Genomic DNA, 25,500 nt, shown 5'->3' with positions numbered 1-25,500 from the left:
GGATGCGACCATTTTTGACGGTTTGAGTAGATGCACAAATGGGACAGACGGGCATAAGAGGAAAATATCACAAAGAAACTCTTCTTCTCCATCATTACATCTTGGGCACTACCGTACAGAGTTTAGTGCTTGGGAAACGATCGTTATCCGAATTAAAGACAATGGAATTGGCATTGCTGAAGAAATGCGATCGCGTTTATTCGACCCATTTTTTACGACAAAGCCTATAGGTCAAGGCAGCGGGTTAGGGTTATTGACGACTTATGAGATTATAGTAGAAAAGCATAAAGGTCAACTGTCGTGTCATTCATTCCCCGGACAGGGTGCAGAGTTTACGATTGAAATTCCAGTACATCTTGTGAAGACCACATAGGCTTAAACGAAGCCGAAAGCGGAAGAGACGCTACGCTCAACTTTTTTAGTCACCAATTTATCTTCGGTTGGAGGCTCGAAATGTCAAGCAAAATTTTTTAAATTTCTTAAGATTGGTGATGTAAATGGCGTTCCTGTGGAGGAACCCGTCCTGACGGCTGATTGAATGGCAACGTGACGATAAATGTTGTGCCAATACCGACTGCACTTTCTACTTGAATCTCTCCCCGATGTAAATCTACACACATTTTGGCAATAGAAAGACCTAATCCGGTTCCTTGAATTGGTCCTACATTGCTACAGCGATGGAAGGTTTCAAACAGGCGTTGTTGATCTTTTAAAGGAATACCAATTCCTTCATCTTTTAAGCGAAAAGTAGCTTCTCCGTTTTGGAAAACTAAATCAAAGTAGATATTGCCACCTTGGGGCGAATACTTAATCGCGTTGGAAAGTAAATTAGTGAAGATATGCCGCAGCAAGACTTCATCCATTTCAACTTGGGGGCGTTTCCCTTGACAGGTAAAGATAATGTTGTGCTGTCTAGTAGCACAAGCTTGTAAAGTTGCTGTGAGATCCCAGCAAAATTTTTCTAAATCGAGTCGTGCGGGTTTAAACTGAAGTCCACCTGCCTGAGTTTGACCCAAGATCAATACCTCATCTAATAGGTGGAGCATATTGCCGATGGCACCTTCAATCCGCTCGAAGTATTCATTTCTCTTCTGTTCGGTTAAGCTCTGATTGTAGGCTCGAAGTAACTCCGCAGACATCCGAATTGTCGTCATGGGAGTGCGGAACTCATGGGAAACGATGGAAACGAAGTTTGATTTGAGTTGGTTGAGTTCTCGTTCCTGTTCCAGGGCTTTGAGGATTTCTGTCATTGCGAGTTTGCGATCGCTAATATCTCTGCCTTCCACAATCAGCAACACCACTTTCCCCGTTTCGTCCGTCAAGGGCTTTAAGGAAAAATCAATCCACAGCATCACATTCAATTCGCCCTGTACCTGGATCTCATGACGGACAAAATGACCGTTCGCGGCGTAGGCGATCGCATTTTTCAACCAATCCTGGCTTTCCTGGCAATAACTCCAACATTTTGTCTGCCAGATCAAGTGACCAACATAATCTTCTAATTGAAGACCGCTGAAGTTAAGAACTGTTTGGTTAACTTCCAGGATCTTTCCTTCTGGTGTCAACAACCCCATTAATTGAAATGTCTGTTCAAAAATCCCTCGGAAGCGTCGTTCGCTTTCGTGCAGCTGCTTGAGAATTTGTCCGCGTTCAATGGCGTAGCGGATCGTCCGCACTAGCAATTGCATTGTAATTTGATTTTTGACGAGATAATCCTGTGCCCCTGTTGCCACCGCTTGTAGGGCAAGTTCCTCATCATCAAACCCGGTCAGCACCACAATGGGGATATCTGGTGCAGCTATCCGGAATTGTGCTACTGTGTCCAATCCATCCGAGTCAGGAAGAGAAAGATCCAATAAAGCAACATCCCAGGAATCAGCGCTACAAGCATCAATTGCGTCGCCCAGCCGCTCAACGTGTACTAATTGCCATCCCTCCTGATTTGAGCGCGAGAACAGTTGGCGTAGCAAGTTGGCATCGCTGGGGCTATCTTCCACTAGGAGGACTTGAATCGGCGTTTTGTACATAACTGGGGTTACTCTAGTGGGAGTCTTACTGCTGCCAGCCAGAAATCATTGATCAATTGCACAATCCGAATAAATTGCTGCATATCAACCGGCTTCGTTACGTAGCAGTTGGCACTGAGGTTATAAGACTTAAGTACATCCTCTTCATCGGCTGAGGTGGTGAGAACGACAACTGGGATACGTTTAAGATCGGGGTCTGATTTGACTTCCATGAGGACTTCTCGCCCATCCATCCCTGGTAAATTGAGATCGAGTAAAATCAGGTCTGGACGTGGAGCATTGGCATATTCACCTTCCTGTCGCAGAAATTCCATTCCCGCCTCGCCATATTCAACCCAGTGCAGGTTGTTAGCAATCTTAGCTTTTTTAAATTCTCGGATGGTTAAATTCGCATCGCTGGGAGAGTCTTCAATCAGCAAAATTTCCACGGATCGGAAGGTATAGCGGCTATTCATGCGAGTTCGTGGCTTCTAAGAGTGAAGGGTCAGGCGTGAGGGGAATGGTAAAGTAAAATGTCGTTCCTACTCCTGGTTGCGATTCGGCCCAGATGCTTCCACCGTGACGCTCGACAATTTTTTTGCACATAGCCAGACCAATGCCAGTACCAGGAAACTCTCGACGGGTATGAAGACGCTTGAATATCTCAAAAATGCGATCGAGATACTGTGGCTTGATACCAATTCCATTATCACGTACCGAAAAAAGCCATTCCCGATCTTTTAACTCCGCTGTAATGTGAACTTGGGGCGGTTCCTCACGGCGGAACTTAATGGCGTTGGCGATTAAATTTTGAAATAACTGGAGCCATTGGGTTTTGTCACCGTTTACTTGGGGCAGAGGGTCGTGGGTGATGGTGGCGTTACTTTCTGCGATCGCGACTTGCAAATTGTTTATCGCCTGAAGCAACACCTTCTCCCCATCAATGGAGACAAACGCTTGAGTTCGAGTGCTGACGCGGGAATAGGCGAGCAAGTCTTGAATCAACTGCTGCATCCGCGTTGCACCGTCTATTACATAAGCCATATATTCCTGTGCAGACTCATCCAGACTGTTTTGATACTCCTGCACTAACAGTTGGGTATAACCTGACACTGCCCGTAATGGCTCTTGCAAATCATGGGAAGCTACATAAGCAAACTGCTCTAGTTCTCGATTGGAGCGCTGCAAGTTGGTTGTGAGTTGCTCCAATTTCCGCTCTGCTTCTAACCGTTCCGCAATCTCAGTTTCTAAAGCAGCGTTTGTCTGAGCAAGTTTTTCGGTTGCTAGGATGCGATCGCGAATTTGCTTTCGCAACAGAAAGTAAATCGCAATCAGTAGGCTGAAACTCAACAAACCGCCAATACAAACAACCAGAATGGTATAACGAACGCTTCTATTTGTTGCCGCTGCGCGACGCTGCAATAACATTTGCTCTTCTTTTTGCATTGCAGCCAGTAGCTCTTTAATTTTCTCGTATATCGCTGAGTTCCTATCTGTAAAGGCAATTTGAGCGTTCCTGTCTTCTCCTAAATTCCGCTGTCGCAGCTCAATGGATTCTTGCAGCCCCTTCAGTTTTTCGGCAATCAGAGGTTCGAGGAAAGCGAGCCTCTGCTGTTGGAGAGGGTTATCAGCCGTTAATGTCCGAAGGGTTGTGAAGCCCCGGTTACTTTCTTGAATGCCCTGCCGGTAATTGATCAGGTAAGTGTCTTTTCCCGTGATGATGTAGCCTCGCCTTGCTTTTTCGGCACTGTTGATTCCCGAAAGGGTATGCTCGATCTCTTCCCGGACTTGATAAGTGTGATCTACCCATCTAGAGTTATTCAACAGCCTTTGGACGCTCCAGGAGAAAGTGACACCGACGCCAAACAACAAAAGCAGCGCCAGAGTAAATCCACCGCTAACCATTTTTTCTGATGGTTCTTTCATGCCTGTTTTTTCTTTCGAGCGATTGACTAGTGCAATTGGCAACGCTGGGAATAGGGAGCGACTGAGTTTCCGTCCCAACGAAGGCTCAATCTCTTTGAGCAGATGAAGATGACCTAGAAATACTATAAACAACTAAAAAAAATCTAGCAGTCGATAGATTCATTTGAACAACACCCACTTAGGGAACAAGCCGGACGCGAATCGCTAAACCTTGCTACAGAAAAAAGCGGGCAGATTTTCATCCAACCGCTTATCTCTTAGTGGAGAATAGATTTTGCTTGCGTGCGTAGCTTGTGAGAGATTGGCAGCACGCACAAGCGCGATCGCGTACCCAAAAATTAGCCGTTCCGCACTCAGTCGTTCCTTATGGAGCAAGTCCCGCAAACTTTAACAAGTCAACCATCTTGAAGTCGTGCTTTTGCCCTAAAACTGGCTTCCACTTGGGGTCTTGCCGAAGATAGGATTTGCGATCGCCTTGTAGCAGACCGATGAACACCTCCGCAACAATGCGTCCGCCGACAGGCCCCAGTGTCTTGCCTTGCGCTCTCAGCTCCGCTTCCTTCAAAATATAGAACCACAAGGGTGTTCGCTTGTCGAATCCCAAATCTTTGAGGTCGCGCAGATCGGATGGACTCAGAGGCTCGATTTCCATCGCTCTGGCTACATCCTGACCAGACGGCAAGCTGAAGGTGAGGTGACGCAGCAGATTGCGCTGCGCCAGCGACCGGATTGGCTCTTCTTGTCCTGGCAAACCGGGTGCTGGAAAAGGCAGCGTGAATAATGCACTTGAGAGTTTAGGATCGATCTTTTTGTTGGGCTTGACTTTTCCGTTTTTGAAATCAAAGAAGGTATCCCAGTCAACAAATCGTCGGGGTGCGCGTTTCCCACCGCGCAGGTCATCCGGGTCACAAAGATTAGGGTCTAAACTGAAATTGAAAATTGGTGCCCTAAACTCTGGCATATCCTGAGTGCCATGATTGGCGATGTATCCCGGTCTGACTTGGCTGTGACCGAAGCGATAGGCAGCGACCGAGAACTCAACTGGGATAAATGGCTGGTTGCGCCAGTTGTAGAACCGCCGACCTTTTTTCAGAATGTCATCCACCAAATCCTGTCCTACGGTTGTGGGCAGGAACTCATGCACGATAATCCACTGGTAGTGCCAGCGAACTAGCTTCTGTGCCTCGGTGAATGCATCATTCGGATCTTTGATTCCACTATCGATGACGTAATCCACAACATGATTGTGGAATTTCAGAAATGCCAATTGCATCTGAGAAATAATCGTGTTCTCATCATTCCTTGGGTCGCCGATGAGCGCCATATTTTGGCTATTTCGAGGGAGATCGTCCTTCGACCCTTCCCCACCCAATTTCTCAATCAGGAACTTGATGCCTCCCGTTGTTTTGTCATACAAGTGAGGACTGGCTGCACGACCCGAACCATAAACGTTATCTAGCTCTAAGAAAGGCGTTCGGAAATTTTCAATAGATTCCGGGTCATTTTGTCGCTCAAGGCTAGAGGTGGAATCGAAGGTCATATCATGATCTAGAAACTGCCCCAAAAAAGTGAACCCTGCGGTCATATTGGGGTTATCGGTGTTGCTAGGACTTCCAGGTACGGGGTCTGTTGAGTTTAAATTGTCTCCTGCATCCATCAAACCGCCTGGTTTCCCAAGCTCCATCAGCCTCTGGCGCACTGATTTGGAGTCACTAGCAAAGGGAGGCAAGGACGGGAATAGCCGACCAAACTTTCCTTGATCGTAAGCAGTGGAGCGGGGTGGAACTTGGTCTCTTAGATAGAGTTGTCCGTGTCTAGTCATTATGTTTCCTCCTTGTTGATTACCGTTTTATGTGGCGCTGGTTTTGACCTCTACCTCGATCGAAATTTCTGTTTTTCTTGCGTCCAGATTCCACAAAATTGAATTTTCAGTGTTTCTAATCGCCTAAGTTTTTTGAAAAATCACGATCTGATTATCGATTTAGGAAGAGGTCGCAAAATTCGGGTTCCTCAAAATCAATTTGGAATTTACCCTACTTATCAGTAATTTAAAAAAAGGGGATTTATGAAACTGGTATCTAGTTAGACGATTTAAAATTGCAGATTGTGAAAGATTAGATAGTAATTAATTTCGGCAATTTAAATCGGCAATCGTAAAATAAGATGGTACTGATCTCAGCCGATACTAATTTTCAGGTTGCCAGCCAAATCTCTTTGCTTTACAGATATAACCTTTGCTGAAAGTTTCTTGCCAGTCGCTTATTTTTGGTAACTCAGTTGAGTGTCAGTCGATTGGGCGACTTGAAAATTTTTTAATATTGTGCTAGCAAAATCAAGCAATTGGGCGCGATCGCTACCAGGTAAATTTAAGTACGAACTAATGTATTGAGCTGTACTCGCATCTAGGCGCACTTGCGATCGCGCAATTTACTCTGCAATTAAGTAATCAGTTTCCTAGCAATCAACCACTTACAAAAGGCATATTTGTGGTAGCAAACTTCGGGCGGCTAATCTGCAACCAGACTGATTACTCCCTGGAAATCAGCCACCATAATGTGACAGTTAGTAGATAAAGAAATATTAAGCAGGAGTCAAACTTTGAGCGATCAATTGAAGAAAGGCGACAAGGTTACATGGAAGACTTCACAAGGTGAAACCAGCGGCACTGTGAAGAAAAAGCTCACTTCACCCACAGATATCAAAGGACACCACGTCGCCGCATCCAAAGATAATCCTGAATATCTAGTTGAAAGCGAAAAAACTGGGAAAGAAGCTGCTCACAAGCCTGAATCCCTCAAGAAAGAGGAGTAATGCTGAATTATGAATAATGATGTGAAATCAGCCATCGACGAGTTTCACAGCGTTGTTAACATGACTCCGCAGGAACTTGAGTCCTGGCTTAAAACTGAAGATTCTAAAGCTGTTGGGCAGAAGGATGGAGAGGAAGAATCAACAGGTCACAAATCTGGTAAGCGTATCATCGAACTGTTGCACAAGAAGAAGGATGAGTACAGCGAAGATGACATATCGCACATTAAGAAAGTGATTAGTTACGTCCACCGCCACAGCGCACAGCAGCCGTCAGGCGATATAGAACACACGCGCTGGCGCTACTCACTGATGAATTGGGGTCACGATCCGCTCAAGTGACTGTAGTTTTACCAAGAAATTGCAAAAACTCTCTCCAATTTCCCAAAAAAATTTCTCGTTTCTTACGCCTGGAAACGAGAACCTACAACTAACAGCACCGACATAGAATTGCAGCGATACGCTTAGCGCGTATCGCTTCGAGTGTTAAAACCATTTTTTCTATAAATGCCTGCTACAAATAAATGCTCATGAGCTGTAACGAGAAAACAATTACCAATTACCCTTTAGTTCATGTTGTAGCCACAGATACAAATGGTAGAAGTATCGCCCAGGATGCCCGCCAGATAACTTATTCGTGAACTGTGCCATCCGGGAGGATTGCACCCGTTAAGATTGCTTGTTGCCAATCAGAGTCTTCCAGGTAGGCTCCCCGTAGGCTAGCACCAGTCAAGTCGGCTCCCCGCATTTCTGCGACATTCAAGTTAGCTCCCCACAAATAGGCTCCCCGCAAACTTGCTTCACTTAGGTTGGCTTCACGCAAGCTTGCCATATTTAGGTTTGCTCCCGTCATGTCAGCTTCACTCAAATTGGCTTGACTCAAGTCTGCTTTACTTAAGTTGGCTTCACATAAGTCTGCTTTGGCAAGTGAGGAGTGATTTAGATTGGATGCGTGCAAATTTGCTCTAGATAGAATCGTTACACGCATTTGGGCTTCAGACAGATTTGTGGCTGCTAGGTTGGCACCACTCAGATTAGCTCCATTCAGTTTGGTCTCGCTGAGGTTGACGCCATCCAAGTCTATGCCATTGAGATCGACGCCATTTAAGTAAGCTCCTCTCAGGTGTACGCCGTTGAGTATCGTTCCTCGCAGCAATGCGCCGCTCAATCTGGCTCCACTCAGATTTGCCCAACTTAGGTTAGCATCCACCAAGTTAGCCGACCGCAAGTTTATCCCCCGCAGGTCCGAACCGCACAGGTTAACTCCGCGCAAGTTTGACAAACGCAGATTTACTGATGTCAGGATTGCACCACTTAGTTTTGCTCCGACCAGCACCGACTTAACGAGGACAGCTCCTCTTAAGTTGGCTTTTGTCAAGTCTGTCTCGATGAATCGTGCTTCGTTGACTTTGGCAAAACTCAGATCGGCTCGATGCAGGCAGGCTCCACTGAAGTTTGCTCCGATTAGGACTGCGCGACTAAGGTTTGCCGCTGATAGATAGGCTCCTGAAAAGTCTGACCCTGATAGATTGGCTCTTTCCAGGTTTATCCCTATAAGATTTTCGCCGCTAAAATCTCTTTGTCCTTCTTCATAGCGCTGTTTCAGTTCTTGTGCATCCATAGGATTTCTCCAGATTCACTTACAGATAACTTGTCTATTTTTAGAGTTCCCAAATATATCGCCAAAAATGCATTAACTTTTGGGTCATTTTTTGATTTAAGTAGTTTAAATTTTATGAATTTTTTTACATAAAAATTAAGACAATGCGATCGCATTGTTAGTGGCTCAATTCTCTTTACTGAAGCGAACCGAGTTTTGCCACTCTAGATGCGATCGCTCTCTTTCCATTGCCAAGAGCAAGTCGCGGACTACAGCCCCGAACTAAATAGGCTAAAAGCTAACATCCGTTGAAACGGGTTCAACCGCTTACCAGTAAGCTAAAGCTTACTTTAGCTTCTCGTCGAAATTGATTTCTAGGCTCGCGTCAGTGCGATGAGATTACTCAAAGGATGCGATCGCTCAAAACGGAATATCATCGTCGTAGTCAATCTCATTGGAAAATGGATCGAACGAGTTGGGCTGAGGATTTTCTGGTGCTGTTTGCAGGTCGATCCAACGCTTCGCCAACTCCAGTGCTTCTGCCTCGGTTTTGGCATTATGGACGGGAATCAGGCATTCTCCACCAGCACTCCAAACCTGAACGCAGAATACTGGTCGTGCTTCAATTAGCCAACCCCTGTAAATTTCTGGTGAACTCATAGCTGATACCACCCAGAGCGATTTTATTGATTATTTTGCTAACCTATCGCGCTCACTTTCGATATAACCGAAAAAAGGCTATTTTTAAAAACTAACACGTTCGCTTCACCGAAAGTGAGTTTTCGGGGAGTTTGTGTAGTATTTTTTGAAAAAAGTCATTTTTGTCATTTCATCCAATGAGACAATTCCTCACTCAAGTCTTTCGCCGAATAAAATTCCAGACGCGCCTGATAGTAGCCATTGCCCTGATGGTTCTGGCTACTCAGCTAATCGCAGCGCCAGTAAATGCTACAGGCGTTTATCAAATTCCCAATTTAGCAGCAGGCGATCGCAACTGGATTCTCGATAAAGCTGAAATTCTCAGTCGCCTTACCGAAGGTCAAATTAACACCGAGTTGGATAAATTAGCCAACGACACAGGCAATCAAGTCCGATTTGTGACCATCCGCCACCTCGATTATGGCGAAACAGTGGAAAGTTTTACCAATCAGTTGTTTGAAAAATGGTTTCCCACGCCAGAAGCGCAAGCGAATCAAATTTTACTGGTGATTGATAGCGTTACGAACAACACTGCGATTCGCACAGGTGAAAAGGTAAAGTCTATCTTGAGCGATGATATCGCCAAGAGCATTGCCGAAGAAACCGTGCTGGTGCCACTGCGGGAAGGCGACAAATACAATCAAGCTTTTTCGGATGCAGGCGATCGCTTAATTGCCGTACTAACAGGTGAGCCAGACCCAGGTCCGCCGGAAGTCAAAGATACGGTTAACGTCGAAAGAACCTTTAAAAAGGCAGAAGAAACCGACACTGGCAACGCGACTATCTGGGTGGTTGGCTTACTGCTCGCTGCCACTGTCATTCCAATGGTGACTTACTTTTTCTATCAAGGCTTCTCCGGCTAGTCTTGAACGTACTCCTGCCCGTTAATTAGAGCAAACTCAGCCCTGACAAATTCGCGCCCCAAATAAGCGGCATGATCCAGCATGGTGAGTGGGGCGGACTGAGTTTGCTCAAAAATTTTTATGCAAAGCTCTTTAGCTGTTCTGCCACTATAGACAGCGGTGTGGGTACGTTCTACCTTGCCTCGCACCGGGATGGGTTTGCCAGTTTCGGGATCGACTGCTAAACCGCGTTCGTTAATGATATTCGTGAAATGTTTAGCGCAAATTAGCCCCGCTTCCCGATCCAGGTAAATGATGAAATATCCAGATGGATCGAGGTGAATATAACGTTTGGAAAGCTGGTCATCAATGGCAGCTAAATCTTGAGCAGTTTGAGGCATAAAAATCAAGAGATTTCTAAACAATCGACACTGTAAACAGGCTTACAGCCTATCTCAAGTTTAGTTCGTTCCTCTATTTCTCCAGAGCTTTCGTGCCTCTTAAGGTTGTTTTATTCATCGCGCTGGGCAAAAGGTAACTCTTGGTTAATTGCATCAATTTCCAGTTGCTCCATTTCGTTGATTTGATGGATGTGAGTCCGCAGAACTTGACCCAAACGCGGATTATAGAATCGATGCATACTGTAGTTGGAAGTGGCTGGGAAACCGCGACGTTTTTTATGACGCCCACCTGCACCGGGGTCGAAGCTTTGGATGCCATGCGCGATCGCCCACTCAATTGGTGCGTAGTAGCAGGCATTAAAATGCAGACAGTCAATGTCCTGGTAGCTACCCCAATAACGCCCATATAGTTGCTCACCCTTGGTGAGGCAAAAAGACATTCCGATGGGGTGCAGGTCATTCTCCTCGTCGTAGGCGGCAACAAATAACACTCGATGACGATACTGGGGATACAACTGTTCAAAAAATCGCCGAGTTAAATACTTACTTCCCCACCAGCCAAACTTGTCGCACGTATCGGCGTAGAAGTCATACATTAACGAAAATAGTGGCTTCGGAATCTCATCACCCGTGAGGGTTCTGATTTGCAAACCGGCTTTTTCTACCGCCTTGCGTTCCCGTTTGATGTTGCGGCGCTGATTCGCGTTAAACGCGCCCAGGTAATCATCAAAAGTATTAAAGCCCGTGTTTTGCCAAATGAAACTATGGTGCAGCCACGGCGTAAAACCGTGTCGTTCCAGAACTGGTCGCCATTCGGGGTCTACATAGAGGAAATGACAGCCACTAATCCGATTTTTTTGACAAAAATGGTCAATCGCCTCCACCATTAGCTCGGTTAGCTCATCCTCATCTTCGCCAGGGGCAATTAAGAAGCGATAGCCTTCCGCTGGGGTCATCGGAGACATTCCCAGCAATTTTGGATAGTATTGCACCCCTAAGCGTTGGGCTAAATCTGCCCACTGATGGTCAAATACAAATTCACCATAACTATGTCCTTTCAGATAAAGCGGTGCAGCCCCAATTAGCTGCCTGTCTCGCCATATCGTTAGGTGAGTGGGTAGCCAACCCGTTTTAGCGCCGACGCTACCAGAAGTTTCCATATTGTTGAGCCAATCCCATTCTAGGAAAGGCGTTTTCAACGGCAGAGCGATCGCGTCCCACTCGGCTTGGGGCACTTCAGCGATTTTATTAATCCAAGCAACAGAATAGCGGGGTTTCAGTTGTTCCACCATTTAAGAAATTGGGGGTAGAGCGTTGGTTGCGACTCAGACTGGATGAGAAAGCCTCTTCTAGGGTAATGGAACTTTCCCGATCTCATCAAAGAGAAAGCAAAGAGAAAGCGATCGCTTGTGCAAAAACTTATAAATTATTTATTTTGAATCCGCAGCAACGTCTGCTGGCTGCTTCAAGACGCAATTTAATAAAAAGCAGCCGCTAGTACCAAGCTTCTAGTGCTGTAAATCATCAAGGCTTTTTGTATTTATGGTCACTTATGAAGTTCATAGTGAACTCATTCCCCAGCTAGAAGATGGGTGCAACACGAGTAGTTACATTAGTTATAAGTAAGCCAAAGCTTTAAAAATTCCACTGCCTTGCAAGCTTTACAGGGAAGGCAGAAAATAGTGGTTCTCTCAAGAAGATGCTTGGCGAGAGAAGGATAGAGCTTCTCTCCAAGCACATTTTCCTTGTAGAAATTCAGCTAAAACTGCCGTAGGTACAATCATCACTAATTGAGCAGAGTTTTCACCCCATTCCATCAATCGGATGGATTTTTCCGCAGTGTTCCATCAGGAGAGGCAAATGCCTGGTCACGACATTATCGTTATTGGAGCTTCCGCCGGGGGGGTAGAAGCCTTGACTCAATTGGTCGCTGATTTGCCGTCGGATCTTCCGGCTGCGATTTTCGTCGTCGTTCACTTTCCAGCGTGGGGTAAGAGTATTCTGCCGCAGCTTTTGAATGGTTCCTTGCACGCAGACCATGCTAAAAACAATGAGAAGATTGAGTATGGGCGAATCTATGTAGCACCGCCAGATTATCACCTGCTGGTGAAGCGCGGATATATCCGCTTGGTACAGGGGCCAAAAGAAAACAACGCTCGTCCGGCAGTCGATCCCCTGTTTCGCACCGCAGCGAGAGCGTACAAACGCCGGGTAGTCGGGGTGGTATTGTCGGGTACCCTCGACGATGGCACGGCGGGACTGATCGATTTAAAGCGGCAAGGGGGCGTGGCAGTCGTTCAAGACCCAACGGACGCTTTTTTCTCAGGGATGCCAAAGAGCGCCATCGAACACGCAGATGTTGATTTTATCCTGCCGCTGTCGTCAATCGCCCCTGCTTTAGTGCGTCTAGCCCATGAAACTGTGGCAGAGGAAGGAGCCAGCACTGTGTCTAGCGAAAGCGAATTTGATACGGATACCGATATTGTGGAAGTGGATGGAGCCGCTTTACGGGAACGGGGAAAGCCTGGAACCCACTCAAGCTTTACTTGTCCAGATTGTGGCGGGAGTTTGTTCCAACTGAATGAGAGAGGATTGCTCCAGTACCGCTGTCGCGTGGGGCACGCTTATTCAGCAGAGACTCTGGTAGCGGGGCAGTCTCAGGCTCAGGAGGAGGCGCTGTGGGCCGCAATCCGTTCTCTAGAAGAGCGTGCGGAGCTGATGTATAAGATGGCGAAGTATTCGCGCGATCGCAACAAAACCTTGTCAGCACAGCGTTATGAAGCAAAAGCTAAAGAAGCGGAACAACGCTCTGATTTCATCCGGCAGGGGCTTTTCCAAGGTCAATTGCCTGCGACAGTACGGCTAGCCGAGAGTGAGGAATCAGGCGAGAGTGCAGACGGAAATGGAAATCCGGACTCCCCTTTCAAAGTAGTGGTGCTAGCGGCATCTGAGGGGGGGCTGAGAGCCTTAAGCCACATCCTGCCTGCCTTCCCCCCGGACTTTCCGGCAGCGATTATTGTGGTGCAAAAACCCGACATTCAGTCTGCCTCCAGTTTGATAACCGACGCTTTAAATCGCCCTACGACCTTGCCACTCAAGCAGGCACAAGAAGGAGAGCTATTAAAACCGGGGATGGTCTACGTGGCTCCTCCAAATCAGCATCTACTCGTCACCCCGGAGGGGACTTTTTGCCTGTCTGGGGCGGTACTCGTGGACTTTGCACGCCCCTCTGCTGACTTGCTATTGCAGTCACTGGCGGCGAGTTTTAAAGAACGGGCGATCGCGGTTATTCTCTCTGGAATAGGCAGCGATGGTGCAACCGGGGTGCAGGCAATTCATAAGATGGGTGGATTAGCGATCGCCCAAGATGAAAGTACATCGGAATTTTTTGAGATGCCTCGCGCCGCCATTGAGACGGGAAGTGTAGATTTCGTTCTCCCCCTCCACGAGATCGGGTCTACCCTCGTAAATCTCGTGGTTTCTCCAGTGTAGATTTGAGAAGTAGAGGCGAACAACTGTTCGCCCCTAAAGGCGGTCGAAACATTTAATCAAGGTGAAGCAGTTCCAGCCTCGATCAAGCCGTCACGATATAGGGTGAGTTGATAGCTGAGACTCGGTTAGCATTCACCAAGGCTTGATAAACGATTGCCGCTACTTCCGCCCGCGTTGCATCGCGGGTGGGGTTAAGTTTTTTGAGCGTTGGATGATTGACAACCAGCTGCTTTTGGGCGGCTGTTGCGACCTCGTCCTTGGCATAGTCAGGAATGCCCGTGCGGTCATCGAAGAAGTTTAACGCGGTGAGAGCGCCCCCGGTTAACTTTAGTCCATTCACCAAGGAGACAATCACTTGGACGCGCTGGACATTGTCGTTCGGTTTGAAGGTTTTATCGGGGAACCCAGAGAGAAATTCACCGCGATAGGCTTGTTGAATCGCAGCGTAACCCCAGAAACTGTTTGCCACATCTTTGAAAGCGATCGCTTCTCGTTTGGCAGGTGGGGTAAAGGCTTTGGTCAATAAGGCAGCATATTGCGCTCGCGTCAGACTGGCATCGGGTCTGAAGGTTTTGTCAGGAAAACCGCTGATAATCTCTTGCTTCACTAATTCTTGAATAAAAGTCTCAGCCCAATGACCTTTAATATCGGTTAGCTCAAGGACTGGAGAGCCACCGCCACCACCACTGCCACCACCACCGCCACTGCCACCGCCACTACCACCGCCACTACCACCGCCACCGCCAGCCGTATCAGTAGGAGGAAGCTGATTGTCGAGCAAGTTTACGCTTCCCTTTACTTTGTCGGGATTCATTTGATTTCCCGCCACAACCAGCTGGTTTGAGCTGCTATTTTGTAAATCAAATTTAGTGTTGTAGCGCAGGATATTTTTTCCTGCTTCGGTGGCACTGCCCAGATCCGGTAAGGCATTTCCAATCACCGTCACACCATCATCAGAGTTTCGTTCACTCAGATTATTCCGCAGCTTGGGACGTGCATTTCCAGAGATGACAATCCCAGATCGGTTACCAGAAATTTGGTTATCTACCACCAATGGAGAGGCACTATCGGCAATGCTCATGCCATAACCCGTATTTTGGCAGGTATTGCCTCGAATCTCGCCTTTGGCATTTCCTGCTAGCGAGATGCCATTGCCCAGATTTTTAGTAAATACATTATTGGTGATGACCGGGTTGCCATCACCCGTCACAAAGACTCCCTCGCGCTTGCTATTCGTGAAGGTGCAATTGGCAACCGTGGAGCCGTTCGATTCTATCCAGACTGCCGTTCCGCGTGTAGACAGATTGGTCGCAGTTACGCCCCGGAGTTGAGCATTATTGGCTAAAGTGACCGTCACATTTTGACCGCCAGAAGAGTTGGGGCTACTGTAGGTTCCACTTCCTTCAATCAAGATGCCACTGCCTTTATTGGCTTCATTCCCCACAACCTTGACCCCAGCCGGCACCTTGAGGGGAAAGACTTCACCGCTGGCTGCATTGTAGTTCCCAGCTGTTAGTTGAATTGTCGTATCGGATTGTGCTTGCTGGAGAGCTTTGGTAATTGTCTTGAACGGCGCTGACTGGCTGCCAGCAGCGCTATCATTTCCGGTCGCTGGATTGATAAAAAAAGTTTGAGCCATAGTGATATTGAAACAGAGTAATTGGGGTGTGGTAACAAAAATCTGCAACCAGAGTAGCGATCGCTTGCAAATTTACTTGTTTTATGCAAGCAATTCAGACGGCTACATCCCCTATAAGAGCCTATCCGGAAAATTCGGCAATGATGGTTAAGAGAAAGACAAGCTTTTAAAAGGGCGAATAGAAGTGCAGGCGTCCTACTCCCAAATCTAAACCGTAAGCTTTCTCTCCGGCTGGGAAAGCTTTGATTCGGAACAGATATACGCCGCTACTGAAGGGGTTACGTACCGGATTGAGACCAATCGTAACGGTTTTACCTGGAGGTACGGGAGGATCAAACATGACTGAAATGGTGTTTGTCTGACTATCTCTTATGACTTTTCCCAGCCCTAACTTTTCGCCTTTGTTTCCAGGCTTCCCTACAAATGCTTCGCTGTCGTTAAGTTTAAATCGAATTATCTCTAATCCCTCGTTTTGGGTAATCGTCACTTGCCCAAGCGGTTCACCAGCATTTTCTGGCAGACTGACGGTGAAATAATAGGTAGCTCCCCAGACATTAATCCGGTCAAAGGTAGTCGTAGCATCTATTAAGCGAGGCGGTTTTTCAAAGGAAACAGTTCCATCTGCTAGCTGAATCGCCCTAGATGAAGGACTCAAGACTCCCCACATGCTAGCTATTACCGCTAGGGTTGAGCTGAAAACTAAAAAAGAACGCATAGCCAAGTACCAAAGACAAGAAAAGATTCATTTACTCGGAACTATTTTGAATTTAATTTTGTCGTGATCTATGGCAAAATCCCTCTACAGTGGGAGGTAATTCTCAGCCATGATGTAGATGAACTACATTTTTGTTGGGCATTATCTTTAAAGTAGGAAGGCTAAAATCGGTGATTCTAGGGCGGGGCAAAAACCGGGTGGCAACTATGCACGAATCGGGTTCTGATGGTTTGAAGGTTTTATCAGCAATCGAGTTTCAAGGGAGAGGGTGGAGTCAGAGGACTGCTAATTTGATGAAGTCTTTTGCAGCTAAGCGAATTGCACCCATTAGTTTAGTGACATTGCTCGGTTGTGGGGGAGCAACTTGGCTGGCAACGGCTGCTTTTATACCGCAGATTGCCCAAGCTTACACTGCTCGCTCTGAAGTTGCCTTGGTTCGTCAGCCAGCAGAAACTTACGAAGGTTTTGTCCGCAGAGCCGAGGTAGTGGCTAGGGCGGCGGCGCAGCGCAGCTTTGATCGCGACATCTTAGTGACTGATGTTGCCGTAATGATTCTGGGGCAAAATCAGGGAGCGATCGCGCCGATTCTTTCTTTAAAAGTAACTCGCGGAGCCTGGAGAAGCCGCCCCGATACCCCCCGCTGGGCAACCTACTTCCCCAATACCAAGTCTTTACTCGGTTTTGTCGATGACGTGACGCCTTCCGATCAGCCCGTCCCCGCTACTGCCGAACCCCCCCCAGCACCAGCACAGGGGGCACCTGCTACAACTCCCCCACCAACCGCAGTGCCCGGTAACATTAGGGATGTCGCGCCTGGAGCGCCTACAGGGACTCCTCAGAACCAGACACCGGGAACAGCCGCTCCCGCAGCCCCCGGTACTCCTCAGAACCAGGCACCCGGAACCGCAGCCCCAACTGCACCAAATGCACCAACTGCTCCCACCTCGCCAACGATTCCCTCTTCACCAGCATTTCCTGGCGGTAATGTAAATCCCACGGAAACGATTCCCAATCCAACAGAAAACATTCCCAATCCAACAGAGAACATTCCAAATCCCACTACGCCAACCACTGGAACGGGAACCACCGGACAGGGGCGATAAAAACCGCCCAAATCAGCGTGTGAACCACCGCGCACACCTCTCTGCTCAGTGCCTCATCGGGAACGAACAAGGGTGAGACAGTCGAGAAATTCGCCCGACTAGATTGAACTGGTCAAGGGATCTCTTAGAATAGGAAGGCTGTAAACGATTGCTGGAGTTACGATCATGGCGGTTCCTAAGAAGAAAACATCAAAATCCAAGCGCGATAAGCGCAAAGCCACCTGGAAGCACAAGGCGACAATTCAAGCTCAGAAAGCTCTGTCTTTGGGCAAATCGATTCTGACTGGGCGTTCTAAGTTTGTGTATCCAACCCAGGAAGAAGAAGCCGAAGAAGAATAATTATCCTAGAGGTTGCTTTTCGTCTCAGCCTCCTAGAATTTCCGAGCGCCTTTGGGCGCTATTTTTTTGGATATAAGTGCATATTAAGAATTAGAGTACACAAAACGCCATCTCTACTAGACTCATGCTAGGAAAATTTTTCAAAAAACCAGAATCGGAGCAGAGCGAACGGGTTCCTCCCGGTCAATATCTGACGAAAGGCTTCCCGGTGCTGACCTACGGCAACACTCCGCAGATCGATACTGACAACTGGCAATTTCGCGTCTGGGGTTTGGCAACCGAAAAGACTTTCAGCTTGGCAGATTTTATGGCTCTGCCCCAACATAACTTTACTGCCGATTTCCATTGCGTCACCCGCTGGTCTAAACTCGACGTGCAGTGGACTGGCGTTAAGGTGACAGACTTTATGAAGCTGGTGGAAGTTGACCCGAAAGCTGTTCATGTTATGGAACACTGTTACGGCGACTACACCACGAATATTCCTTTAGAAGACTTTCTGCGAGAAGAAAATTTTTTTGCTCACACTCTATTTGGGGAACCGCTACCGGCGGAACATGGCGGACCGATGCGGCTAGTTGTCCCTCACCTTTATGCCTGGAAAAGCGCCAAATGGATTAACGGCTTAGAATTTCTCCCGCAAGAGGAATCGGGTTTTTGGGAGCGCAATGGCTACCACCGGCGGGGAGAACCGTGGGCAGAAGAGCGATATAGCTATTAAGGGAGTAGGAAAAGAGAGTTTTGAGTTTTGAGTTATAAAAGAATTCTTTAATTCAAAACTCAGACGCAATAAATCGCGCCTCTACAATTTAAAACTTTTTTCTCATTACTAATTATTTCATTAGCCACTTCAGGATTTTGAGCTTGTCCTTATAGGGAGCGTATCTCAACTTCATATCAACGAGAAAAGATTTGTGGAGTACGCTTTTTTGATGGGAGAATGTCTCAAAACTTGCCTTGCCGTGATAACGACCGATGCCGCTCTCTCCAACGCCACCGAAGGGTAAATCTAGGACGCCAACTTGCATAACGGTGTCATTGATGCAAACACCCCCTGAAGAGGTTTGTTGCAAGACGGTTTGTTGCTTTTGTTTGTCTTTCGAGAAGAAGTAGAGGGCTAAGGGTTTCGGCTTGGCGTTGACAAGCGCGATCGCTTCGTTCAACTCTGTATATTCTAGGACTGGCAGAATTGGACCAAAGATTTCTTCTTGCATGACTGGATCTTCCCAGCCCACGCGATCGATGACGGTAGGAGCAATGTATCGCTCAGATGGATTAGTCTCTCCACCAATCAAAACATCCCCATCTAGATATTTACAAAGACGGTTAAAGTGTTTTTGATTAATAATTCTGCCATAATCAGGGCTTTTTTCCGGTTCATCCCCATAAAAATCGTGAATACAATTTTTGATTTGTGCGAGCAAATCTCTTTTAATTCTTTTATCTACTAAAAGATAATCTGGGGCAATACAAGTTTGACCTGCATTCATGAATTTACCCCAAACAATCCTTTTGGCAGTGTATTCCAGATGAGTATCGGCATCTACAATACAAGGACTTTTGCCGCCCAATTCTAGGGTAACGGGCGTCAGATGTTTGGCTGCTGCGGCCATAACAATTTTTCCAACTTCGCTGCCGCCTGTAAAAAAGATATAGTCAAACTTTTCTTCCAGTAGCTGCTGGCTGGTTTCGATACCGCCTTCTACAACAGCCACTACTTCTGGATTAAAGTATTTAGGGATAATCTCAGCTAATAGATGCGATGTATTTGTAGCGAGTTCTGACGGTTTTAGAATCGCACAGTTACCGGCTGCGATCGCACCCACGAGAGGCGAAATTAGTAGCTGCAAGGGATAGTTCCAAGCTCCCACGATTAGAACTACACCCAACGGCTCAGAATAAACCTGAGCGGAGGCTATAAATTGGGTAATTGGTGCCTTTATCTTTTTAGGCTTTGTCCAGATATTAATATTTTTTAAAGCATAATTAATTTCCTCTAAGCAAACTCCTATTTCTGATAAAGCAGCTTCAAATACTGGTTTATTTAAGTCGGTTTGCAGAGCCTTAAAGATAGCGGCTTCATTTTCTAAAATCGCTTGCTTTAAAATTTTTAAATGTTGAATTCTAAATGATATGTCTTTAGTTTTTCCAGTTGCAAAAAACTTTCGTTGCTGAAATACGATGTTACTAACTTTTTGTGGTACTAGCATTTTTTCTCCAATGTTGGATTTTAAATTTTAGACTCTATACCCTTTAAAATCCAAAATCTAAAATCCAACAGTAAAATTTCATATTTGAGCAGGCAAGCGAACTCTAAATAAACTACCTTTACCCAACTCGGATTTGACTTCTATTTCACCTTGATGAGCTTCCACAATTCTACGCGATAGATGCAGCCCTAAACCGCTGCCAGAACGCTTGTGGTTCCCTTGGCGAAATCGCTCAAATAAAACTTTCTGGTCTTCTAGGGTGATACCAGGACCTGTGTCGTTAACGTCAATAACGATGGCAGGATTCGCGGAGTTACTTGTATGGGAGCCTACCGACGCATGGACAGCAACTGAACCGTTATCTGTAAATTTGATAGCATTTCCGATTAAGTTCGTTAGAACCCGATGGATTTCCATGCGATCGCCGACTACTTTGAAATCAAGCGGATGATTGTCGGCGCTGTCCCCTAAATCCAGCTTCAGGGTGAGATTCTTTTCCTCTGCTAAGGGAGAAAGTTCTTGAACTACTTCCTGAAGTAGTTTCCGCAGGTCAATTGGTGAGAAGCTCAGGGTTTTACGACCGGCTTCATAGCGATAGACTTCTAATAAAGTATTCACCATCGCTAGCAAGTTGCGGTTGCTGCGATCCATTGTAGCGATCGCTTCTTGCATTCCTGGTGAGAGTTCTCCTAAGGCTCCTTGTCTAAATAAAGCCAGCATCCGCTCTGCGGCGACGATTGGCGTCCGCAAGTCGTGGGTGAGCCAGGAAACGAAATCTTCTCGCTGACGGGCAATTTGATCGCGTTCGTCCACACTATGCTTCAGCCGCAGAAGCGATCGCACCCGCGCCAGCAATTCGTCAACTTGCACTGGCTTGCGAATAAAATCATCTGCTCCGGTATCTAATCCCTCTACCACGCTGGCGTGATCGTGGGCTGTGATCAGTAAAATCGGGATAAATGGCAACTTACTATTATCACGGACTCGCCTCGTGACTTCATATCCATCCATCCCCGGCATCATCACATCCAACAAAACCAAGTCTGGTGGAGATTGTTCAATCTCGTTTAAGGCAGAACGACCATTTTCCGCCAAGGTAATTTGATATCCCTCTTCTTCTAAAATGGTTTGAACCAAAAACAAGTTATCGGGAGAATCATCCACAACGAGAATGCGGTCAGTTTTAGAAGGTTGATTGAGACTCGAATGATTCTTCATGGAAGCGATAGGTTAACAACTCAAGTTTATTGAAATTAATTTTTGTAAATTAATCGTGCATCACGTAACATTCTTTACGCCTAAGGTATCATTTTGCCTCATTCTACAGAAGTATTGTTGGGGATCTTTACCGAATCTTTGCTTCTTTGGCTTCTATCCAGTGTCTGGACTAGCCAAATGACCTTAGCAACAGAAAATTAATTATAAACCTTTAGGATGACGGTCATACTTTTCTGTCATCTGATACATCTGGCTGCTCATTGCCGGAAATAAAAAATCGCAGATATCTGTTTATTTACATCTATAAATTAAGCAAAACGGGAAAGATAGGCAGTAGCGAAGTCAATTTCCTCGTGCGGATGGATAGGTAAAAGAGGTCTTTTGGGCGATCGCGCTCAAGATAGAAATTTGAGTGGTTGGTAATGAGACAGCTTTATCTACAGGATGGACGTGGAAGCGATCGCTTTAAACTCTCTGCTACTTGGCGGTCTGCGTTTTATGTTGACTGCGTTATTTCCCTCTCTTTAAATTTTTACGCCTCAGGATAGATTGACCGACCCCCCCAATTTCAGTCATCAATGAAGAGCAGATTCAAAGTTGGAAAGTATGGGTCGCTTAGCACCTGAATCTAGTCGAACCATTCGCAAACAACAACGCCCTGATTATCGTCCTTCGCCTAAAGTTCCTGTAAAACTGATCGCGGGCATCTACTTTTCTATACTTTTATCTATCTTTCTAGGGGTGCTACTACTGAGCAGTGGCAGGATGACGATTGGCGGAGTTCCGTTGCCAATCTTGATGAGCTTCTTGAGCGATGATGCGGCACGAAATGCTTATTTAGCAGGAGAACCCGCAGCACTTCACGACCGTCTTGAGGTGATGGGCATCGAGGAGCAAATCAAAGAATATTATCGACCTCAAATTTCTGATGAAGCAAAACTAGACCAACACATTCACCAAATTCTGTATGACCGCACTGGTTATGTGGGGGCACAATACGAGGTGAATCCGGAAGGGGTATTAGTTTTGAAAAATAGATAAGTAGAGAAGCGATTAGTTGCATCTCTAGCAAGTTAATCGCTTCTCTACTACCAATTTAATCAGAATAAAAAGTAGCGTTGTGCTAATGGGAGAACGGTTGCCGGTTCGCAAGTCAGCAATTCCCCATCGGCTCGCACTTCGTAGGTTTCCGGATTTACTTCCATGTGAGGCAGGGCATCGTTTAATTTCATGTCTCGCTTACTGAGCTGCCGCGTACCGCTGACGGCAACGGCTGGCTTTTGTAGCTTAAGCTGGCTGGGAATCTCTTGTTCGAGTGCCGCTTGGGAAATAAAAGTTAGAGAAGTGGCAGCGATCGCGCCTCCAAAACTGCCGAACATTGGGCGCATATGCACGGGTTGCGGTGTGGGGATACTGGCGTTGGCATCGCCCATTTGAGCGTAAGCGATCGCACCCCCTTTGATGACTATCTCTGGCTTGACGCCAAAAAATGCCGGACGCCAGAGGCACAAATCCGCCAATTTCCCCACTTCTACCGAACCAACATACTGCGAAATCCCGTGGGTAATGGCTGGATTGATTGTATATTTTGCAACATAGCGCTTTGCCCGGAAATTATCTGCCCTCTCTTGCCCCTCTCCTGTTAGCAATGGGGAAAGGTTTCCCCGCTGCACTTTCATTTTGTGTGCCGTTTGCCAGGTGCGAATGATTACCTCGCCTACCCGCCCCATCGCCTGAGAATCAGAGGAAATCATGCTGAATGCACCCAAATCGTGCAGGATATCTTCAGCGGCAATTGTTTCTCGGCGAATCCGCGACTCGGCAAAGGCGACATCTTCGGGAATGCTGGGGTCGAGGTGATGACACACCATTAGCATATCCAGGTGTTCGTCTAGGGTATTGACGGTATAAGGGCGCGTCGGGTTGGTGGAAGAGGGCAGGACGTTCGCTTCGCCGCATACTTTGATAATGTCCGGCGCGTGACCTCCACCGGCTCCCTCGGTGTGGTAAGTGTGAATAACGCGATTCTTAAAGGCGGCGATGGTGGTTTCTACAAAACCGGCTTCGTTCAAGGTATCGGTATGAATGGCTACCTGCACATCATAATTATCCGCAACGTTCAAGCAAGTATCAATCGTCGCGGGTGTGGTGCCCCAGTCTTCGTGCAGTTTTAAACCTATCGCCCCGGCTAAGACTTGTTCGATTAGTCCTTGAGGTTGGCTGCTATTCCCTTTCCCCAAGAAGCCTAGATTTACCGGGAAGGCGTCAGCGGCTTGCAGCATCCGGTACATATTCCACGGGCCAGGAGTGCAAGTGGTCGCATTTGTACCCGTAGCAGGGCCAGTACCACCGCCGATCATGGTGGTGATGCCGGATGCGATCGCGACTTCAATCTGCTGCGGACAAATAAAGTGAATGTGGCTGTCAATTCCGCCAGCAGTGAGAATCATTCCTTCTCCGGCAACGACCTCGGTTCCAGGGCCAATAATAATATCTACGTTGTCTTGAATGTAGGGATTTCCAGCTTTACCAATTTTAAAAATATTGCCATCTTTAATGCCAATATCGGCTTTGACAATCCCCCACCAATCGAGGATTAAGGCGTTGGTAATCACTAGATCGACGGCACCGTCGGCATTAGAAATGGGAGATTGTCCCATGCCATCCCGGATGACTTTGCCACCACCGAATTTCACTTCATCGCCGTAGGTCGTGAAATCTTGTTCCACTTCAATGAATAATTCGGTGTCAGCAAGACGAACGCGATCGCCGACTGTCGGGCCATAGGTTTCGGCGTAAGCGCGGCGATCCATTCTGTAACTCATCCTTGACTCCTCTAGAGTGGTATATTTTTAACGCAAAGGTACGCAAAGGGAAGCGCAAAGGTACGCAAAGTTTTGGGCTATTCTTGGCGTTTTTTGGGTTACAAGCGATTAATTTTGAATCCCTCAAATTTCATTGAGAAGCCATTTCCCTCTGGAGAAGCACACATTATCCCTACATTCACCGTCTCAACTGGCGTGAGATAACCAAGGCGTAGCATCGTGTACTGGGTGCCATCCAGAGAGTATTGCACCTCTACAGCAGTGCCACGTCGATGTACGCGCATCCAAAGAGAAGCCGGGTTATCTGGCAGCGGGACAACAGACCAATCTGAGTAATCTCTTGTTACCACAGCGCTGACTTGTTGTACACCCTCGACAAATTCAATGCCACACTTTAACCAATTCGCCTCATCTAAGCGCAGCATCAATCCGGCTTGATCGTACAAATCTCGATACTCACCGCTAACTTTCACCTCAACCATGAAGTCTCTGTTCGCTTGCTGATAAAAAAAGTGACCGTTATCTCGAATGAAGCCGTAGTGAGTCTCTCGCCAAAAATCAGTTTTTCCAGCGGATGTGATAGTAATTGCATTGCCTTGGACGTTCCAAATCGGCGGTTCGTTATACCATTCCATCGCCATTTTTTTCTAAATTTCTACTGGTTCCTGGTCGAATCTCCGCATTAACTCAAGCAAAGCTTCCCGATCTGGTTTTTGCCCGTCTTTCATCAGTTCAGCCAGTCCCTCAAAATACTTTTCGCGTTCCCCTCCCGGACAAAACATTATTAACAGCTTTGCTGGCTTTGTGCTGCGGTTAGCGAACCCGTGAGGTGTACCGCGAGGGACAAGTACAAATGCCCCTGGTTGTCCTTGTACTGTTCTATCCCCGACGAGGATTTCCACTTCTCCTTCTAGGACATAAAACATCTCCTCCATCTGACGATGGATATGTGGTTGCGCCCCCGTCCCATCTGGTTCTAGGCTAAACTCAAACAGCCCTAAGTTTCCGTGAGTATCGGCACCAACTGCTTTAAATGTAGCTTCGCTGTTACCAATAGTAAGGTGCCTGCCTTCTCCAGGCGCTAGTACAATTTCTTGTATCGGTAAAGTCATTTAATTATCCTCATTGATCGCTATAGCGAACCATTTATCTTGCCATTGAAGCCATATACTTGACGGCTACCAACAAATGGCACTAATTCTACTTCTTTTTCATCTCCAGGTTCAAAGCGTACCGCCGTGCCTGCTGGAATATTCAGGCGCATTCCCTTTGCTTGTTCTCTATCAAAATCTAAAGATTCGTTCACCTCATAGAAGTGGAAATGAGAACCAACTTGAATCGGGCGATCGCCTGTATTTGCTACTTGTAGTTCTATACTAGGGCGACCCGCATTCAGTTCTATTTCCCCTGCTTGTACAAGCATTTCCCCAGGAATCATTTCAACTTCCTCTTTTAGTTTTTTATAAAAACGGCTAACTATTGTATAAATTTAACAATAGGAACCGGATCGGTATCGTAAAAGGCTGAGTATAATTCGCTCCGTAAATTGCTCATAGTTACCTTATTTGGTAGTGCTAAACACGTAATGATGCGTTGTAGTAGTGGATAAAGTACCAGATTGCCCCAATGTGATTCTCCAACGATTTGGAGAAAGACAAGGTTTTTCGCACCAACCGAGAC

The 25,500-nt window shown here is 46.8% G+C and carries 25 protein-coding genes and 1 pseudogene; 9 read left to right on the top strand and 17 right to left on the bottom strand.

All coding sequences use genetic code 11. The annotated features are described in order from the left end of the window. Positions 1-373, top strand: a 373-nt coding sequence (locus NDI33_RS26615) for a HAMP domain-containing sensor histidine kinase (RefSeq protein WP_190676849.1), incomplete at its 5' end; no start/stop codon positions are given. A 106-nt stretch (positions 374-479) separates the two neighbouring features. Here the strand turns inward: NDI33_RS26615 and NDI33_RS26610 are convergent. The 4 genes from NDI33_RS26610 to NDI33_RS26595 all read right to left on the bottom strand — a co-directional run bounded on the left by NDI33_RS26610 (position 480) and on the right by NDI33_RS26595 (position 5,754). Continuing rightward, on the bottom strand, positions 480-2,027 hold the full coding sequence (locus tag NDI33_RS26610) for an ATP-binding protein (RefSeq protein ID WP_190676848.1): 1,548 nt from the start codon (positions 2,025-2,027) through the stop codon (positions 480-482). Positions 2,028-2,035: 8 nt separating this feature from the next. Further along, entirely contained in the window at positions 2,036-2,482 is a 447-nt protein-coding gene (locus NDI33_RS26605; protein ID WP_190410245.1) for a response regulator, read from the bottom strand. Continuing rightward, entirely contained in the window at positions 2,475-3,932 is a 1,458-nt protein-coding gene (locus NDI33_RS26600) for a sensor histidine kinase (RefSeq protein ID WP_190676846.1), read from the bottom strand. The genes NDI33_RS26605 and NDI33_RS26600 overlap by 8 nt, the downstream gene beginning before the upstream one ends. A 364-nt stretch (positions 3,933-4,296) precedes the next feature. Continuing rightward, the gene (locus tag NDI33_RS26595; RefSeq protein WP_190676845.1) at positions 4,297-5,754 is read right to left on the bottom strand and encodes a heme peroxidase family protein; all 1,458 of its coding nucleotides are present in this window, start codon (positions 5,752-5,754) and stop codon (positions 4,297-4,299) included. A 776-nt stretch (positions 5,755-6,530) separates the two neighbouring features. Between NDI33_RS26595 and NDI33_RS26590 the strand changes: the two genes are divergently transcribed. Next, a complete protein-coding gene (locus NDI33_RS26590) occupies positions 6,531-6,743 on the top strand; it encodes a DUF2945 domain-containing protein (RefSeq protein ID WP_190410242.1) in 213 nt (70 codons plus the stop codon). 9 nt (positions 6,744-6,752) lie between these two features. After that, complete coding sequence (locus NDI33_RS26585; protein WP_190535939.1) at positions 6,753-7,082, top strand: DUF3140 domain-containing protein; 330 nt, start codon at positions 6,753-6,755, stop codon at positions 7,080-7,082. 289 nt (positions 7,083-7,371) lie between these two features. Here the strand turns inward: NDI33_RS26585 and NDI33_RS26580 are convergent, their stop codons facing one another. Next, positions 7,372-8,361, bottom strand: coding sequence for a pentapeptide repeat-containing protein (locus tag NDI33_RS26580; protein WP_190524250.1), 990 nt, complete (start codon positions 8,359-8,361; stop codon positions 7,372-7,374). A gap of 399 nt (positions 8,362-8,760) precedes the next feature. Continuing rightward, positions 8,761-9,000: a hypothetical protein gene (locus NDI33_RS26575; RefSeq protein ID WP_190410239.1), complete on the bottom strand. Its 240-nt coding sequence runs from the start codon at positions 8,998-9,000 to the stop codon at positions 8,761-8,763. Between the two features lie 176 nt (positions 9,001-9,176). Here NDI33_RS26575 and NDI33_RS26570 point away from each other — a divergent pair, with 176 nt between their 5' ends. Beyond that, on the top strand, positions 9,177-9,902 hold the full coding sequence (locus NDI33_RS26570; protein WP_190410238.1) for a TPM domain-containing protein: 726 nt from the start codon (positions 9,177-9,179) through the stop codon (positions 9,900-9,902). On the opposite strand, the gene NDI33_RS26565 is transcribed toward NDI33_RS26570, so the two are convergent. Both NDI33_RS26565 and NDI33_RS26560 read right to left on the bottom strand, forming a co-directional pair. Beyond that, positions 9,899-10,282 (bottom strand): DUF4346 domain-containing protein, encoded by a 384-nt coding sequence (locus NDI33_RS26565; RefSeq protein ID WP_190676843.1) that lies wholly within the window; start codon positions 10,280-10,282, stop codon positions 9,899-9,901. The two genes, NDI33_RS26570 and NDI33_RS26565, sit on opposite strands and share 4 nt — an antisense overlap. A gap of 110 nt (positions 10,283-10,392) precedes the next feature. Further along, positions 10,393-11,574, bottom strand: a complete 1,182-nt coding sequence (locus NDI33_RS26560) for a GNAT family N-acetyltransferase (protein WP_190676841.1) — start codon at positions 11,572-11,574, stop codon at positions 10,393-10,395. A gap of 568 nt (positions 11,575-12,142) precedes the next feature. Here NDI33_RS26560 and NDI33_RS26555 point away from each other — a divergent pair. Next, complete coding sequence (locus NDI33_RS26555; RefSeq protein ID WP_190676839.1) at positions 12,143-13,774, top strand: chemotaxis protein CheB; 1,632 nt, start codon at positions 12,143-12,145, stop codon at positions 13,772-13,774. 82 nt (positions 13,775-13,856) lie between these two features. Here NDI33_RS26555 and NDI33_RS26550 read toward each other — a convergent pair whose 3' ends face one another. After that, entirely contained in the window at positions 13,857-15,413 is a 1,557-nt protein-coding gene (locus NDI33_RS26550; protein ID WP_190676837.1) for a DUF1565 domain-containing protein, read from the bottom strand. 166 nt (positions 15,414-15,579) lie between these two features. Further along, positions 15,580-16,068, bottom strand: coding sequence for a DUF2808 domain-containing protein (locus NDI33_RS26545; protein ID WP_242028907.1), 489 nt, complete (start codon positions 16,066-16,068; stop codon positions 15,580-15,582). A 257-nt stretch (positions 16,069-16,325) separates the two neighbouring features. Between NDI33_RS26545 and NDI33_RS26540 the strand changes: the two genes are divergently transcribed. The 3 genes from NDI33_RS26540 to NDI33_RS26530 all read left to right on the top strand — a co-directional run bounded on the left by NDI33_RS26540 (position 16,326) and on the right by NDI33_RS26530 (position 18,288). Continuing rightward, on the top strand, positions 16,326-17,231 hold the full coding sequence (locus tag NDI33_RS26540) for a hypothetical protein (protein WP_348245684.1): 906 nt from the start codon (positions 16,326-16,328) through the stop codon (positions 17,229-17,231). A gap of 165 nt (positions 17,232-17,396) precedes the next feature. Further along, positions 17,397-17,570: a 50S ribosomal protein L32 gene (gene rpmF / locus NDI33_RS26535; RefSeq protein ID WP_190410231.1), complete on the top strand. Its 174-nt coding sequence runs from the start codon at positions 17,397-17,399 to the stop codon at positions 17,568-17,570. Positions 17,571-17,694: 124 nt separating this feature from the next. Next, positions 17,695-18,288 carry a sulfite oxidase-like oxidoreductase gene (locus NDI33_RS26530; protein ID WP_190440199.1) on the top strand — a complete coding sequence of 198 codons (594 nt, stop codon included), beginning with the start codon at positions 17,695-17,697 and terminating at the stop codon, positions 18,286-18,288. A gap of 112 nt (positions 18,289-18,400) precedes the next feature. Here NDI33_RS26530 and NDI33_RS26525 read toward each other — a convergent pair whose 3' ends face one another. After that, positions 18,401-19,777, bottom strand: a complete 1,377-nt coding sequence (locus NDI33_RS26525; protein WP_190676833.1) for an aldehyde dehydrogenase — start codon at positions 19,775-19,777, stop codon at positions 18,401-18,403. Positions 19,778-19,855: 78 nt separating this feature from the next. Continuing rightward, positions 19,856-20,995, bottom strand: coding sequence for a hybrid sensor histidine kinase/response regulator (locus NDI33_RS26520; protein WP_190676831.1), 1,140 nt, complete (start codon positions 20,993-20,995; stop codon positions 19,856-19,858). Between the two features lie 606 nt (positions 20,996-21,601). Here NDI33_RS26520 and NDI33_RS26515 point away from each other — a divergent pair. Then, on the top strand, positions 21,602-22,036 hold the full coding sequence (locus NDI33_RS26515) for a hypothetical protein (RefSeq protein WP_190426776.1): 435 nt from the start codon (positions 21,602-21,604) through the stop codon (positions 22,034-22,036). A 59-nt stretch (positions 22,037-22,095) separates the two neighbouring features. Here NDI33_RS26515 and ureC read toward each other — a convergent pair whose 3' ends face one another. From ureC to NDI33_RS26490, 5 genes and pseudogenes are all read right to left on the bottom strand, one after another. Next, positions 22,096-23,820, bottom strand: coding sequence for an urease subunit alpha (ureC, locus tag NDI33_RS26510; RefSeq protein ID WP_190676829.1), 1,725 nt, complete (start codon positions 23,818-23,820; stop codon positions 22,096-22,098). Positions 23,821-23,918: 98 nt separating this feature from the next. After that, a complete protein-coding gene (locus NDI33_RS26505) occupies positions 23,919-24,455 on the bottom strand; it encodes a DUF1349 domain-containing protein (RefSeq protein WP_190676852.1) in 537 nt (178 codons plus the stop codon). Positions 24,456-24,467: 12 nt separating this feature from the next. Continuing rightward, positions 24,468-24,932, bottom strand: a complete 465-nt coding sequence (locus tag NDI33_RS26500; RefSeq protein ID WP_190676827.1) for a cupin domain-containing protein — start codon at positions 24,930-24,932, stop codon at positions 24,468-24,470. Positions 24,933-24,952: 20 nt separating this feature from the next. Further along, the gene (locus NDI33_RS26495) at positions 24,953-25,258 is read right to left on the bottom strand and encodes an urease subunit beta (protein WP_190676824.1); all 306 of its coding nucleotides are present in this window, start codon (positions 25,256-25,258) and stop codon (positions 24,953-24,955) included. A 136-nt stretch (positions 25,259-25,394) separates the two neighbouring features. Continuing rightward, positions 25,395-25,500: pseudogene (locus NDI33_RS26490) on the bottom strand (IS1 family transposase); the annotation flags it as partial.

The sequence above is a fragment of the Trichocoleus sp. DQ-A1 genome (assembly GCF_039961955.1).
Taxonomy (GTDB): domain Bacteria; phylum Cyanobacteriota; class Cyanobacteriia; order Cyanobacteriales; family FACHB-T130; genus FACHB-T130.
This window is presented reverse-complemented; position numbering and strand designations above follow the sequence as displayed.

Excerpts from the sequence above, each read along its gene's own strand:
- NDI33_RS26610 (WP_190676848.1), bottom strand. The coding sequence starts at position 2,027 with ATGTACAAAACGCCGATTCAAGTCCTCCTAGTGGAAGATAGCCCCAGC.
- NDI33_RS26605 (WP_190410245.1), bottom strand. The coding sequence starts at position 2,482 with ATGAATAGCCGCTATACCTTCCGATCCGTGGAAATTTTGCTGATTGAA.
- NDI33_RS26600 (WP_190676846.1), bottom strand. The coding sequence starts at position 3,932 with ATGAAAGAACCATCAGAAAAAATGGTTAGCGGTGGATTTACTCTGGCG.
- NDI33_RS26595 (WP_190676845.1), bottom strand. The coding sequence starts at position 5,754 with ATGACTAGACACGGACAACTCTATCTAAGAGACCAAGTTCCACCCCGC.
- NDI33_RS26585 (WP_190535939.1), top strand. The coding sequence starts at position 6,753 with ATGAATAATGATGTGAAATCAGCCATCGACGAGTTTCACAGCGTTGTT.
- NDI33_RS26580 (WP_190524250.1), bottom strand. The coding sequence starts at position 8,361 with ATGGATGCACAAGAACTGAAACAGCGCTATGAAGAAGGACAAAGAGAT.
- NDI33_RS26575 (WP_190410239.1), bottom strand. The coding sequence starts at position 9,000 with ATGAGTTCACCAGAAATTTACAGGGGTTGGCTAATTGAAGCACGACCA.
- NDI33_RS26570 (WP_190410238.1), top strand. The coding sequence starts at position 9,177 with ATGAGACAATTCCTCACTCAAGTCTTTCGCCGAATAAAATTCCAGACG.
- NDI33_RS26565 (WP_190676843.1), bottom strand. The coding sequence starts at position 10,282 with ATGCCTCAAACTGCTCAAGATTTAGCTGCCATTGATGACCAGCTTTCC.
- NDI33_RS26560 (WP_190676841.1), bottom strand. The coding sequence starts at position 11,574 with ATGGTGGAACAACTGAAACCCCGCTATTCTGTTGCTTGGATTAATAAA.
- NDI33_RS26555 (WP_190676839.1), top strand. The coding sequence starts at position 12,143 with ATGCCTGGTCACGACATTATCGTTATTGGAGCTTCCGCCGGGGGGGTA.
- NDI33_RS26550 (WP_190676837.1), bottom strand. The coding sequence starts at position 15,413 with ATGGCTCAAACTTTTTTTATCAATCCAGCGACCGGAAATGATAGCGCT.
- rpmF (WP_190410231.1), top strand. The coding sequence starts at position 17,397 with ATGGCGGTTCCTAAGAAGAAAACATCAAAATCCAAGCGCGATAAGCGC.
- NDI33_RS26530 (WP_190440199.1), top strand. The coding sequence starts at position 17,695 with ATGCTAGGAAAATTTTTCAAAAAACCAGAATCGGAGCAGAGCGAACGG.
- NDI33_RS26525 (WP_190676833.1), bottom strand. The coding sequence starts at position 19,777 with ATGCTAGTACCACAAAAAGTTAGTAACATCGTATTTCAGCAACGAAAG.
- NDI33_RS26520 (WP_190676831.1), bottom strand. The coding sequence starts at position 20,995 with ATGAAGAATCATTCGAGTCTCAATCAACCTTCTAAAACTGACCGCATT.
- NDI33_RS26515 (WP_190426776.1), top strand. The coding sequence starts at position 21,602 with ATGGGTCGCTTAGCACCTGAATCTAGTCGAACCATTCGCAAACAACAA.
- ureC (WP_190676829.1), bottom strand. The coding sequence starts at position 23,820 with ATGAGTTACAGAATGGATCGCCGCGCTTACGCCGAAACCTATGGCCCG.
- NDI33_RS26505 (WP_190676852.1), bottom strand. The coding sequence starts at position 24,455 with ATGGAATGGTATAACGAACCGCCGATTTGGAACGTCCAAGGCAATGCA.
- NDI33_RS26500 (WP_190676827.1), bottom strand. The coding sequence starts at position 24,932 with ATGACTTTACCGATACAAGAAATTGTACTAGCGCCTGGAGAAGGCAGG.
- NDI33_RS26495 (WP_190676824.1), bottom strand. The coding sequence starts at position 25,258 with ATGATTCCTGGGGAAATGCTTGTACAAGCAGGGGAAATAGAACTGAAT.